Source organism: Sphingobium sp. (genome assembly GCF_003248505.1).
In the GTDB taxonomy this organism is placed as follows: Bacteria; Pseudomonadota; Alphaproteobacteria; order Sphingomonadales; family Sphingomonadaceae; genus Sphingobium.
Genome location: NZ_QFOA01000006.1, coordinates 43384 through 55041, shown reverse-complemented (window position 1 = coordinate 55041; position 11658 = coordinate 43384). Strand labels below are relative to the sequence as shown.

At 63.7% G+C, this 11658-nt stretch carries 21 protein-coding genes; all 21 read right to left on the bottom strand.

Annotation, left to right across the window (positions count from 1 at the left end):
- Window positions 1-61: 61 nt before the first annotated feature.
- The 21 genes from DI606_RS04465 to DI606_RS04370 all read right to left on the bottom strand — a co-directional run bounded on the left by DI606_RS04465 (window position 62) and on the right by DI606_RS04370 (window position 11568).
- Window positions 62-379 (bottom strand): hypothetical protein, encoded by a 318-nt coding sequence (locus tag DI606_RS04465; RefSeq protein ID WP_293980110.1) that lies wholly within the window; start codon window positions 377-379, stop codon window positions 62-64.
- Between the two features lie 12 nt (window positions 380-391).
- On the bottom strand, window positions 392-514 hold the full coding sequence (locus tag DI606_RS20315) for a phage tail assembly chaperone (RefSeq protein ID WP_367119458.1): 123 nt from the start codon (window positions 512-514) through the stop codon (window positions 392-394).
- The gene (locus DI606_RS04460; protein WP_293980108.1) at window positions 514-951 is read right to left on the bottom strand and encodes a hypothetical protein; all 438 of its coding nucleotides are present in this window, start codon (window positions 949-951) and stop codon (window positions 514-516) included. Before DI606_RS04460 ends, DI606_RS20315 begins: the two co-directional genes overlap by 1 nt.
- A 4-nt stretch (window positions 952-955) precedes the next feature.
- A complete protein-coding gene (locus DI606_RS04455) occupies window positions 956-1387 on the bottom strand; it encodes a phage tail tube protein (protein ID WP_293980107.1) in 432 nt (143 codons plus the stop codon).
- Window positions 1388-1462: 75 nt separating this feature from the next.
- Entirely contained in the window at window positions 1463-1843 is a 381-nt protein-coding gene (locus DI606_RS04450; RefSeq protein WP_293980105.1) for a hypothetical protein, read from the bottom strand.
- Complete coding sequence (locus DI606_RS04445) at window positions 1843-2334, bottom strand: hypothetical protein (RefSeq protein WP_293980103.1); 492 nt, start codon at window positions 2332-2334, stop codon at window positions 1843-1845. Before DI606_RS04445 ends, DI606_RS04450 begins: the two co-directional genes overlap by 1 nt.
- The gene (locus tag DI606_RS04440; protein WP_293980101.1) at window positions 2334-2663 is read right to left on the bottom strand and encodes a phage head closure protein; all 330 of its coding nucleotides are present in this window, start codon (window positions 2661-2663) and stop codon (window positions 2334-2336) included. Before DI606_RS04440 ends, DI606_RS04445 begins: the two co-directional genes overlap by 1 nt.
- 4 nt (window positions 2664-2667) lie before the next feature.
- Window positions 2668-2973, bottom strand: a complete 306-nt coding sequence (locus DI606_RS04435) for a head-tail connector protein (protein WP_293980099.1) — start codon at window positions 2971-2973, stop codon at window positions 2668-2670.
- 3 nt (window positions 2974-2976) lie between these two features.
- Window positions 2977-3297, bottom strand: a complete 321-nt coding sequence (locus DI606_RS04430) for a hypothetical protein (RefSeq protein WP_293980097.1) — start codon at window positions 3295-3297, stop codon at window positions 2977-2979.
- A 62-nt stretch (window positions 3298-3359) separates the two neighbouring features.
- A complete protein-coding gene (locus tag DI606_RS04425) occupies window positions 3360-4613 on the bottom strand; it encodes a phage major capsid protein (protein ID WP_293980095.1) in 1254 nt (417 codons plus the stop codon).
- Window positions 4614-4701: 88 nt separating this feature from the next.
- Window positions 4702-5418, bottom strand: a complete 717-nt coding sequence (locus tag DI606_RS04420; protein WP_293980093.1) for a head maturation protease, ClpP-related — start codon at window positions 5416-5418, stop codon at window positions 4702-4704.
- Complete coding sequence (locus tag DI606_RS04415; protein ID WP_293980091.1) at window positions 5399-6748, bottom strand: phage portal protein; 1350 nt, start codon at window positions 6746-6748, stop codon at window positions 5399-5401. Before DI606_RS04415 ends, DI606_RS04420 begins: the two co-directional genes overlap by 20 nt.
- Window positions 6745-8595, bottom strand: a complete 1851-nt coding sequence (locus tag DI606_RS04410; RefSeq protein ID WP_293980089.1) for a terminase TerL endonuclease subunit — start codon at window positions 8593-8595, stop codon at window positions 6745-6747. Before DI606_RS04410 ends, DI606_RS04415 begins: the two co-directional genes overlap by 4 nt.
- Window positions 8564-8998 carry a P27 family phage terminase small subunit gene (locus tag DI606_RS04405; RefSeq protein WP_293980087.1) on the bottom strand — a complete coding sequence of 145 codons (435 nt, stop codon included), beginning with the start codon at window positions 8996-8998 and terminating at the stop codon, window positions 8564-8566. The genes DI606_RS04410 and DI606_RS04405 overlap by 32 nt, the downstream gene beginning before the upstream one ends.
- Before the next feature lie 107 nt (window positions 8999-9105).
- Window positions 9106-9339, bottom strand: coding sequence for an HNH endonuclease signature motif containing protein (locus DI606_RS04400; RefSeq protein WP_293980085.1), 234 nt, complete (start codon window positions 9337-9339; stop codon window positions 9106-9108).
- A gap of 74 nt (window positions 9340-9413) precedes the next feature.
- Window positions 9414-9833, bottom strand: coding sequence for a hypothetical protein (locus DI606_RS04395; protein ID WP_293980083.1), 420 nt, complete (start codon window positions 9831-9833; stop codon window positions 9414-9416).
- A complete protein-coding gene (locus DI606_RS04390; protein ID WP_293980081.1) occupies window positions 9830-10039 on the bottom strand; it encodes a hypothetical protein in 210 nt (69 codons plus the stop codon). Before DI606_RS04390 ends, DI606_RS04395 begins: the two co-directional genes overlap by 4 nt.
- 1 nt (window position 10040) lies before the next feature.
- The gene (locus tag DI606_RS04385) at window positions 10041-10352 is read right to left on the bottom strand and encodes a hypothetical protein (RefSeq protein WP_293980079.1); all 312 of its coding nucleotides are present in this window, start codon (window positions 10350-10352) and stop codon (window positions 10041-10043) included.
- A complete protein-coding gene (locus tag DI606_RS04380) occupies window positions 10349-11029 on the bottom strand; it encodes a DUF3164 family protein (RefSeq protein ID WP_293980077.1) in 681 nt (226 codons plus the stop codon). Before DI606_RS04380 ends, DI606_RS04385 begins: the two co-directional genes overlap by 4 nt.
- Before the next feature lie 110 nt (window positions 11030-11139).
- Window positions 11140-11307, bottom strand: coding sequence for a hypothetical protein (locus tag DI606_RS04375; protein ID WP_293980075.1), 168 nt, complete (start codon window positions 11305-11307; stop codon window positions 11140-11142).
- Window positions 11308-11319: 12 nt separating this feature from the next.
- Window positions 11320-11568 carry a hypothetical protein gene (locus tag DI606_RS04370; RefSeq protein WP_293980073.1) on the bottom strand — a complete coding sequence of 83 codons (249 nt, stop codon included), beginning with the start codon at window positions 11566-11568 and terminating at the stop codon, window positions 11320-11322.
- Window positions 11569-11658 lie beyond the last annotated feature (90 nt).

Here is an 11658-nt window from a genome sequence, read left to right as displayed (position 1 = left end):
TACACGAAAAAGGGCGGCCAATCGCTTGACCACCCTTGGAAGAAACTATGTACCCGACCGTCTAGGTCAGGTCATCTTCGGAAAGCCGAATTCGATATTCCGGCGTGCAATCGACGAACCATTCGATTCGTTGGGGCGTAGACGCCGATGGTGACACACCGACATATTCGACCCGACCGCAGGCACGATCGGCAGCGGCATATTCGGCAGCGGCCCTCATCTTTGCATTGGCCCGCGCAAAGGATTCAGGCCCGAGGGCCGCATACATTTTGGGCCAAACAGCTGGCGTCATCATCGACACCGCGGCAGGGTCGATCTCGGCGCGATGCGGGCTGCACGCTGAAGCCAGAACAAAAAGAGAGAGGAGCATGCGGCGCATGCCCCTGCCCTATCAGCTTTCCTGCTCCGCGCAATTCATCAGCTTCCACGCTTCGTAGGAGGCCCAGAATTCATGTGGCGTCGCATTCCAGAACTGCCCCGGCGGCCAAGCGAGCGCGGCCGAGGCGATGCCCATCAATCGGCGGCGGGGATCTCGCTCGTCGTCGTCCCCGTCGCCTTCATTTCCCCCGAAGGGAGGCATCCACCGGTCAACGCCAAACCCAGCACGATCGCCACGCGCGGCTGCACCGATAGGACACCGACCGAATAGAGGAGTTCGCCGATGATATCGACGTTCGCCCCTTTCGCCGCCGTCGCCACGGCCTTCTCCGCGCCGGAGGCATATTCGTCGATCTGGATCGACCGCCCCCAGGCACGGATCAGTTCGGTAACGACAATCGCCTGTGTAGCCTGGTCGAGCATCGACTGTTCGGCCAGCGACGCGAGCTCGATCAGCGATCGCCCGGTCTTTTTCTCCATGGCGATGATCGCCTGATGCGAAGGGCGCAACACATAGGTCTGCCCTTCCAGTATCAGATCGACCTCGCCACGGAGCGCGTTGGCGTCGTCCATCGGCTTAGCCCAGCGTGTCCGTGGTCGGCGGCGAGGCCAGCGTCAGCTGAAAGTCGCACTTCACCACGTCGTTCTTCGGGAAATCCGTGTTGAAGTTGCCGATATACATCGACGCCTGGAAAACTACGTCGCCGGCGGCACCCGTCGATCCGCCCTTGCGGATCTGGAAGTTGACCGGATTGCTGCCGGACGCAGCGGTTTCGAGGCGGCCATAACCGTTCGCATCGGGCAGGTTGGGGAAAATTTCCGCGTCGATGGTCAGCGACTTGAGGCCGGGGGCCTGCGTACCGTAGGGAAAGTCGTCCTTAGTGGACGTGTCGATCGTGCTCGCCTGGCGGCTGATCTTGGTCGACGTGCCGCCCTTGATCTCGTTGTAGGTGCCGGCGGTCGCGCTCTCGATCCAGAGGCGGTAGTCGTTGCCCAGTTTCTTCGCCATCGTGCTTCTCCTCAAATGAAAAAGCCCCGCTGGCGAGGCGGGGCGGAGTGGTGGATTGAAGGGGGCGCGCCGGCGTCAGTCGGCCAGCGCGAAAACCATGTAGGTCATGATGCCGTTGTACCCGCCGCCGCTTTCGTCGACGGACGCGCTCTCGGACTGGAAGTGTGCGGTGACGGTAAAGCCTGCCGCAACGAAACTTTTGTCCCGGAGCCGGGAGGCAACCGCCTCCATGCGGTCGAGGCACGGTTGCCGTTCCTCGCCCTCGGTCATGCAGACGATGGTAAGCGGGATTTTGCGGTCGGGATCGTCCGGCCCGCCCACCGGGACTGCGGCATCCATGTCGCCGATGATCGTGAGCGGTAGGGGCGTGTCCTGCGGCGGATGCTGATACAAATCGTCGATGTCGGCCAGCGCGCCGTAGATCGCGATCTCGGCCGCATTGAGCGCTCCCGCCATCACACCCCTCCTATCCGCATCAGGATACGGGACCAGACCTGCTTCAGATCGGCGCTCAGCATGTTGCGAAGGTCCGGCATCCTGCCGGTGACGAAGCGTTTCGGACGCATCGGTCGCACGCGAAGACGATAGACGCCGATCATCCTGCCGCCGGCATCCTTGCGGCTGCCGAAATTGATCACGCCTCGCCGACGCCGAACCGTTACTTCCTGACCGCGACGGCCAAGATCCTGAATGCGTCCGTAGAAGAGGCGCGCCCGGCCCCTCTTCGTGCCGAGCAGCCCTGCCCGCAGCTTAAGGCCGGCCATCACCCGGTAGCTTATGCCCGCGCGCAACGCACCCGTCTGTCGCGGCGCGCGTCCGCGCATGTAGGCGACGATGTTTCGTCCGCCCCGATCGAGGACTTCCTGTATCTCGGCTTTCGCCGCGAGCGGCATCTGGCGGAATATTCGCCGGACGCGTGCAACGCCTTTCCACGAGGAACGACCCATTACGCAGGCACCCCGGTTTCGCAGATCATCTCGATCCGCTCGCGCTTTCCATCGGGATCGTCGCAAGACGTGATGGCAAGCACTTCCCCGCGATAGGTTGCGCGGCACTCGACATCGATGTCGGGCCAATATCGGAGCGTCACCCGCCAGACCTGACGTTTGCGGACCAGATTGTGCTGCAGGGCCTCGTCGCCCTTGAGCATGACCATCTTCGCACGGACGGGCCGCGGGGCGCTCCACCCCTTGGTGAAACCGCCGCGACCGTTGGGGGCGCGAACCGGCATCTGCAGAAAGATGCGCCGGTTGAGTTCTCCCGCCTTCAGCGCCATGGAATCAGGGCTCGCTGCCGTCGTCGAAGGCAATCAGCGGATCGAGCAGCCATTGCACAAGGCCCGGTTCCCTGCCCCCTTCGCGATCGGCGTACATGGTGCCGACCAGCAGCTTGATCGCATGCCGCGCCGTTTCGAGATCGGCCTCGATCAGCGTGGGCGCCGCGCCGACGATCGTCCGCCTGGTGCGGAGTTCGACCGTTCGGCGAGCGGCGAGGATCATCGCCTCCAGCGCCTCGTCCTCGTCCGTCACGTCCTCATCGATGCGGAGGTGGACCTTGATCTCGGAGAGCGTGACGGGCTCGGCCATCGATCAGCCCTCGATCAGGCTCTTGGCGTAGGCCACGGCCTTCGCGTGGGTGTCGATGAAGCCGCCCTTCTCGAGCGCTTCCGCGTCATCGACCGACCAGCTGTCGATATCGTTCGGCAAATAATGTTCGAAGGCCCGCAGAACGCGCCCTTCGACGCTATCTTCAGCAGGAGGCTGAGCCGCCGGAATTTCGGCCTTTGCAACTTCGGGGCCATCGGGGGACGATGCCGAGGATTGATCCACGACCGCTTGAGCGTCGGCGGGCGCGCTTTGCTCGGAAAGTGCCGATGCCGGAACCGGCGTTCGATTGCGGGGAGTACCCATATCTTATCTCCAGAAGAAAAGGCCGGTCGCGAAGGTCGCGACCGGCGAACGTCGCAACCGGCTTACGAAGCCGAGTTCTGGAAATATTTCACCGGCTGACCGGCTGAGATCTGCTTACCGGTCCCGCGTGCCCAGGCAAGGAAGCCTACCTGTCCGTTTCGGGTGAAGGTGCTGTCGTCGAAACGGAACAGCGTCACCTCCATCACGTCGCGGATGAGATACTGTTTGAAATCGCCGAACAGGATCGACTTAGCGTTGGCGCTGGGCTGCGGCATATCCTGGTTGATGGTATATTTATACCGCAGGAAGGTGTCGGGATCTTTGGCCGAAAGGCCGGGCAACCACAGCGGGTATCCCGTAGTGTCTTTCAGCTTCTTCAAATTGCGAAGCATGAAATCATGGAACATCCAGCCGACGCCCGGCATCGTGCGATACGCCGGGTCGACCGAATGCTCCAGGTCGACCATATCTTCGTAGCCGGGGGTCGTGGACGTGCCGGTTGCCCCCACCTTGCCCGCGACCGCCGACGTGACGAGGCCCAGGGGTTCGTTCGTACCGCTGCCGTTGGTGAACTTCTTGTTCTGGATGCGCGCGATGCGCGTCGCGGCGGCACGGCGGACGAATGCCTCGATGTCGATGCCCGGACCCTGATCCTGCAGCAGTTCGAACGGCAGCGTGAAGACCTTCGACGACCATTTCTGCGCGCCGATCGACGTGGTACCGAAGGTCACGTCCTGGCTGGAGGCGGGCTGATTTTCGCCGACGATCTCGCCTTCCTGCGCGGTTTCGTCCACGGTCGGCCAGGGCAGGTCGTTGCCCGATGCGGTCTGGATGACTTCGGCGACCGAACGGACGCCGCCGTAGGCCCTCAACGCCTCCAGCAATTCGCCGCCGAAGCCTGCGGGGACCAGATACCCACCAGCCGACCCGGTGCCCACGGACTGCGCATTCTGGGGACGGCCCGTGCGGAGCGTGGTCATCTCCTCGTCGGTCAGGCCGCGCTCGCCCCGGACCAGAAAATTGCGGAAGGCACTGTCGTAATTCTGCGCCTGCTCCCGCTGTTCGGGAGAAAGGCTGGCGTTGAGGCGATCACGGCGATCGCCGGCCTGGTCGTCGGCGGCGGCATCGCCATCGATCCTCGCCTGCCGCTCCGCGCGCGCAATCTGCGCGTCGATCCGGTCGATGTCCTCATAGATATCGTCGACCTGCTTTTCGATATCCTTCGACCATTTGTCGCCGGTGTTGGTGTCGAGGAGGTTGCGGGCTTCCTTGGCCTTTTCGGCGCGCTGGTCCCGGAGCGCTTTGATGTTCAGCATGTGACAGGCGTCCTTCAACAAAAAAGGCCCCGCGAAGCGGAGCCTTGGGGTGGCAGCCGGGGGACCGGCGCCGATCGGGGGGATTGGGTCAGGTGCGCTCGTAGAGGTTGAGGCGCGCCATCATCCGGTCGCGGGCAGCGGCGTCGATCACCGCTTCATCCGCTGCAATCAGGGCCTTGGGGGCCTTTTCGTACACGCCAAGATTGAAGGCGCGCGCATTGGCCTTGCCCGCGGCGGTGGTCGGCATGATCTGGTCACAGAAACCGGCCTCAACCGCCTCCTGCGCGCTGAACCAGGTCTCGTCCGTCATCCAGGCGACAATCTCGTCGGCCGACTTGCTGCTTTTGGAGGCGTAGGTGTCGACGATAGACCCGTCCACCTTGTCGAGCAGGTTGCTGGCGTCGCGGAAATCGTCGGCATTGCCCATCATCCACGTCCAGCCCTTGTGGATCATGAAGAAGCCGCCTTCCGCGATCTCGACAGTGTCCGCTGCCAGCGCGAGGAATGAGGCAGCCGATGCGGCGAGACCGTCGATCTTTGCGGTGATGGTCGCGGGATGAGCGACCAGCTGGGCCATCATCGCGCGCGCTTCGAACACGTCACCGCCCGGACTGTTGATGCGCAGGGCGATGTTGGGCGCGGTAATGCCGGCCAGCGTCTTCGCCATCTCGGCCGCCGACACGCCCCAATAGGCGTCGATGACGTCGTAGACGTAGATCGTGGCGGTGTCGCCGGCGACCTCGGCACGCAGCGGCGCGCCCTTGCCCTGGTTGGCATGGGCCAGATCAAATATCTTCCGGTGCATTTTCGTCCTTTTTCGGGTCTGACGCAGGATCCTCGAGGGCGGGACCGCCATTGTGGCCGATCGGTGGCGGCCGATAGATCCTGTCGGATTCGGGATCCGGGTCGGGTGGCAGGTTCTTCATACGCCGCACTTCGTTCTGGCTCATGAAGCCGGGCAGCTGGTTGCCACCCAGTGCGATACGGAAATACTCGCCCTGCGCCTTGGAATCGCCGACCTGAAGGCTTTCGGCATCGAAATCGACGAACAGGTTCGACGGGCGCGCTCCCACGATCGGGAACAGTTTGCGGGTCAGTTCCTTCGCGAAACGCCGCATGTGCGGCATGACCGTGTAGAGCTTGAACCCGATCGTCATCTGCTCGATGCCGGTGCCCCAGGTGGTGGCTGCACTCGTTTCGCCGATCATGTGCGGCGGTGTGCCGAAGATCCGCGCCACGTCGACGACCGAGTATTGCAGGAGCTCGAGCAGCTGCGCGTCCTTCGCGGTGACGGACACCCGCTTCCATTCGCCGCCATTTTCCAGCAGCAAGGGATTATGGGCATTGGCCACGCCCTGCGCCCGCTTGCGCAGATATTCCTTGAAGGCGGCGCGCTGCTCCTTCGATACCGCCATCCCGGTCGGAAACTGGAAATAGTCGTTGGTCATCAGTCCGCGTTCGAACTGACCGGCGGTATATTCGCGGGTGGCGAGGTTGATGCCGATCGACTGCGCATGATGCGCGATCGCCGACAACGCCTTTATGCCCCCCGCGTCGCGACCCGGCCCCCGGAAGTGCAGCACGTAACTGTTGTGATGATCCTCGGTGGATCCGTCCTCGTTCGTGAATCGATACCAGATCGACCGATCGGTGGAGCGGAACGGCATCACCCGCGCCGGATGGTAATAGTCGATCGACGTGATCGTGCCGTTGCGCGCCTGGCGCAGCAGCGCATAGCCGTTGCCGCGCAACAGCATCGCCATCGCCTGGAGCTCGATGAACTCCGGGCCGGACATTTCCTCGTTGGGCTCGACCTGCAGGAAGCGGTTGAAAGGATGGTCCGGCATAGCGCGGCGCGCACCGTTGGGCAGATGCTCGTAAACGCCCATGGGTGCCGACATCATCGTTCCGCTGATCAGCGTCGTACACCGCCAGACCGTCGTCGAACGCATCGACGTCTCGGGCGTGATGGTGACGCCTGCCGCCTTTTGCCCGCCGCCATACCATTCGAACACCGACGCATCCCCGGCGATGACCGGTATGCTGTCCAACGCGGCCTGAACCGGGGTCGAACCACGCCAGCGCGCCTCCGCCGCAGCGGCCCGCGCCGAAAGGGGATAGGTGCCGGCGCTCATTCGGCGGCTCCGTCGTCGTCTTCGTCCAGGTCGACGATAAACGTCCCCTCGTATCGTTCGCCTTCCAGCGGCACATTATCGGCCGCGCCCGCGCCCATGGCTTTCGTCACCAGGCCGTCGATGCGGCCACGCGACCGCTTCTTGTCGAATGCGCGATTATTCTGGCCGTCATGGGTCAGCGCCGCATTGGCCGCACACATGTATGTGACGGGCGAGTTGTCGATCACGATCGTCTCCTTGAGGATGCGATCCTCGAACCGCTCGATGGAGCGCGGCATGCAATATTGACGGTCCTCGAACATGACCTTCGGACCCTGGGCATGCTTCACCAGCTTCAGGCCGGTCCCGGCGGGCTTGTCAGGTCCCTCGAATTTCCATGCGGCAAAGCCGATGTCCTCGCAGGCGGTCTCGAAATCGGCCATCTGCGCCGGATCGAATACGAGTTCGACGACATCATGTTCGGCGCTGATCTCCGCAACGCGGGCCGCGACGAACGTCTTGTCGATCGTTGCGCCCGGCACGGCGGTCAGATAACCCTTTTCCACCCATTCGTCGTAGGGTGCATTGTCCGCCTTGGCCCGATCGGGCAGCCCGTCGCGCGTCGTCCAGTACCAGGTCTTCTGCCACATGATGCCCGCACCATCGATCCAGGTGGCGGTCAGGGCTGTCAGATCGTTCTTCTTCGACAGGTCGAGGCTGAGCCAACACTTGCATCCGCGCAGCGCCTGCATCGTCTCGTCGTCGATCGGTGCCAGCACCGCGCCGAACCGATCCTCGTCGATCCAGAAATCCGCCGCGCCGGTCGGGATACCGAAATACAGGCGTTTGACAGAAGACGCGGTCGAAAGCCGCGTCTTCGCCGTCTGGACCTCTTCCCGGATGTTGGCCACCGGATAGGTCAGGCCCAACGCGGGAAGAGACTTCTGCCAGCACGCCTCATTTTCAAAGACCGTGTCCCGATCTTTGCGATCCACCCGCGCCACGAAAGCGAAGGCCGTGTCGTCTTTCACCTCGCCCTTCGCGACCGCGATCGCCGTGTCGGAATAGGACGATCCGACCAGCTGCGACGTCGCCGGGGTGTTGGTGCCCAGCACCATCATCGCGCTGCCGGCGACCTTGGTGATCGCCCGCTTCCAGATCTCTATCTGGGTATCGACGCTGAACTCGTGAATTTCATCGGCCAGCACCATACGCGGGCGCGGGCCGGATTGCTGCGCGCCACCGGCAAGGGGCAGGAAGAAAGACTGCGACGACGGATGTTGCAGCTTCCAGGTGTTGTCGCCCTCGCCGCTGCAAACGATATGCCCCAGCGTTTCGAGCGTCTCACCTTCGTCATAGCCCGGCACCTGGGCGCGGCACATCGCCACCGCATCCTTGAACAGCACGAACGCTGTCTGCTTGTTCGCGGCGATCGAATAGATCTGCGACCGCGAAAACCCGCACCAGCCCATGGCATAGAGTCCAAGACCCGCCATCATCGGCGACTTGGCCTGTCCCTTGCCGGTTTCGATGAACCCGGACCGAAAGCGCCAACGCCCGTCGGCATTGACCCACCCCATCAGCGAACCGACGCAGAAGGTCTGGTAGGGCAACAGGTGAAACGGCTTCCCAGCTGCCGGTCCATCCGTGATCGAAAACAGCGACGGAAAGAAATCCAGCGCCCGGTTGGCGAGCTCGGGCCGCCAGAAATATCCCCGCTTTTCCGCGTCGCGCAGATCGCGCAGATGACGTTCGGCGGCATGCCTGACGATATCGCCGACGATGAAGTCGCCCCGAACCGCCGCCCTGGCCCATTCGGTCGTCGGATCGGACGCGCTAACCCTGCTGACCGAGGAACGCGTCCGCACCGGCGCTGCTCCTCCGTTTCTTGGTCACCTTCGCCACCTTGCCGCGTCGCTGCGGGGACAGGCCAAGCTGGGCCTCTAGCCGCTCGGCAGTCTTTTCCGCCTCGCTCTGCGCCTTAAAATGGATCGACAGACGCGAAATCGCGCGCGGATTATCGGCGGCGGGCGTGTCGACGACGCCCAGCTGGGCGACCTTGGCGGCAGCGCGATCATAATTCAGATAGGCAAGCACGAGCCGCTGCACGGAATGGCCGTTGGCCTCCGCCAAGGTTTCGCGCGCTTCCATCTCGGTGATGATGCGCGTCCAGTGCGCCTTCGCCGCGGCGACCTCGACCCTATCCTCGCACAGCGCTTTCCAGTCCGGTTCGGGGAACCGGTCCTTCGCCTTTGCGGACGATCGCGCCATAAATCAAATCCCGAACTTTTTACTTTGAAAACGATCACGATGCGCACGGAGGGGGCGTCCGGTGTCCGGGGCAGCCGCTCTCCGGACTTTCGCCCCCCCCGGGGGGGTCAGGAGGCCGGTCGGCGGCTCCAGGGGTGGGCCGGGTCGACCGGGCGACCCGAGGCGTCGCATCCCCGTAGGTGCGTCGAGGTGGCATGCCCGAACTGCTCTACCGTGACCTGCTTGTGGTGCGGATCGCAGAGGTTGCGGGTGTTGCGGTCCTCGTCGCTACCACCCTTGGCCAGCGGCCTGATATGGTCGACCACCGTGGCGGCTTCGGTGCGGCCCTCGCGTAAGCACATTTCGCAGAGGCCATTGGTGCGCTTCAGGCGGCGCTGGCGCTGGCGCTGGCCGGCTCGACCGCGAAGGCGCTCTGTCACTTACGACGGGAGCGGAAGCTCGACGAACCGGACGAAGATCGGAACGGGCGATATCGCGTGACGGTCGTTGTGGTCTTCGATCCGCCGAACAGCCCACCCTTGGTCGTGGTGGTCGTCACGGTCTTCGACCGCATATACTCTCGACTGGCTTGGTAGCTCGGGATGGGGCGACGATAGCCGTGATAGCTGGGATCGGGCACGATCACGGTCTGCCGCTGCCCGCCGGTCATAGCGCTGGAGAGCATGTAGCCTGCCATGCCATACAGCAGATAGTCGTTCACATCGCCGCCAGCGTCGGCCACCTTCACGCATTCGGCATGGTTGGCTGCCTTGGCACACTGCTCCGCCACGCTCTCGCAGGCAGCCAGTGGGATGGCGAGCAGGCACGCCGCCAACATCAATAGACCTCGCGTCATGAGCGCACTCCTTCAGGGGATAGGCGCGCTCGCATTTCGCGCGCGTGGATCTCGCTGCGTCCCGTGATCAGGGCAGCCTTAGCCTGCTGCACGGCGCACAGGGCGGTCGTGTATTGCGGATGTGCCGAAAGCGCCTCGATACGCAGCACCATGCTGTCCAGATCGTTGATCAGGATGGCAGCCCGCCAGTCGTCACACATCGGCATGTCAGGCCTCCTTCACCGTCTCGGCCTCGATCGTGGCGAGCAGCTGGCCGGCGATGACTTCGACGGTCGACACCTCGAGCTTTGACAGCACGAACCCGGGCAGATGGATGGCATACTCGTCCAGCCCATCGAGCCACCAGCGGGCGGTCTCACCATCGACGGCGATCGTCACCTCATGCAGGCCACCCATGAACATGGCGGCATCCCATGGCTTGTGCGCCTCTTCCGTCACCCTAGCGCTGCATCCTGCGACCTCTGCCGAACGACCGAGGCTCTGCTTCAGCCGTTCGCCGGCAACGAGGTGCGGCGTCATCCGGCGGACACGTCGATAGTGATCGCCTGCCACGCGGCTTGGGCATTGTCGCGCTGGTGGATGCGCAGGTAGCGCTTCGACCCGACGACGCGCATGCTGTCCCGGATCGCTTTCATAGCGCGTTGCCAGCGCTCATCCGGGATCTCATGCCGCAGGAGGGAAAGGAGCGCGGCGCGATTGATACGACCTTGGCTATCGACATCGAAGGCGCGCGTGATCAACGTCTGGATTTCGACGCGGCTCTCCTTGGACCAGTCGCGCAAACATTCGTCGACGATGCCCTTGGCGACCTGAAGCTCCGGCCCGAACTCAATATTCTCTGCAACGGCGACCGTGATTTTCAGCAGCCCGTCATAGCTGATGAAGGTCAGGTTGCCCTTCGCCCCGCCGCGCTTGGCGTCATATTCCTGCTCGAGCAGCGCGACGAAGGCGTCAACGTCGTCGAAGCTGTGCTGGCGGAAACGCGCAACCTGCGCGGAAAGCGGAAGAGCGAAGCCTACAATGCGCCGGACCAGTTCGTCCTGAAGCTTGTCCGTGGCCTTCACTGCAACGTCGGGGATCAGGCCGCCATCAGCGTTGACCCAATATGTCGTGCCGTCGATTTCACGTGTGCCGGTAGCGCCACTCGCGGTGACGAGCCTTGGCGTCATCTGATCGTCGGAGATAAGGAAACCCACGACGTGCCCATTGGCATCCAGGTTGATGGAAGCCCGGACATCACGATCCGCCGGCGACACAACGCCGTCGCCGGGCCCGGCGCTCGCTGTGTCGTGGCCATCTACGCCGCTCATGCCGCAACGGTCCCGACCATGCGATCAACCATGCCACGGCTGCGGCCAGATGCCTCGCTGGCTCGCAGCTTGGCGAGCATGCCGCGCAGCAGGCGTTTCGACATGCGCACCTCGCCGCTGCCCTGAGCCATGCTTTCCAGCGCGGCGATATCGACTTCGTTCAAATCACCGCTCCTTCACCAGGCCGCCCACGCCTTGTTGCCTTCCGTCCCGCTCGCGAGGAGGCGCGCTGGTGGCGCGCTGTTTCCGCGAAAGGGGGCGACGATGGAGGCCGCGATGGCCTGGGCGCGCTCTTCGAGGGCTTCATGAGCAAGGTCATGACGGCCACGGGGGGGAAGGCGGGCATCGCGGATCAGCCGGTCCAGCGCATCGCAGGCAAGTTCAAGGCTGTCCGGGATCGAAGGCCGGGGTGGCGAAACGGCCATGGCGGACCTCCATCGACGCAAAAAGCCCGCTGGCGTGGGGACCAGCGGGCTCGGGACGCAATTAGCGCGGGGTCGTTTCTGGCAGTATCG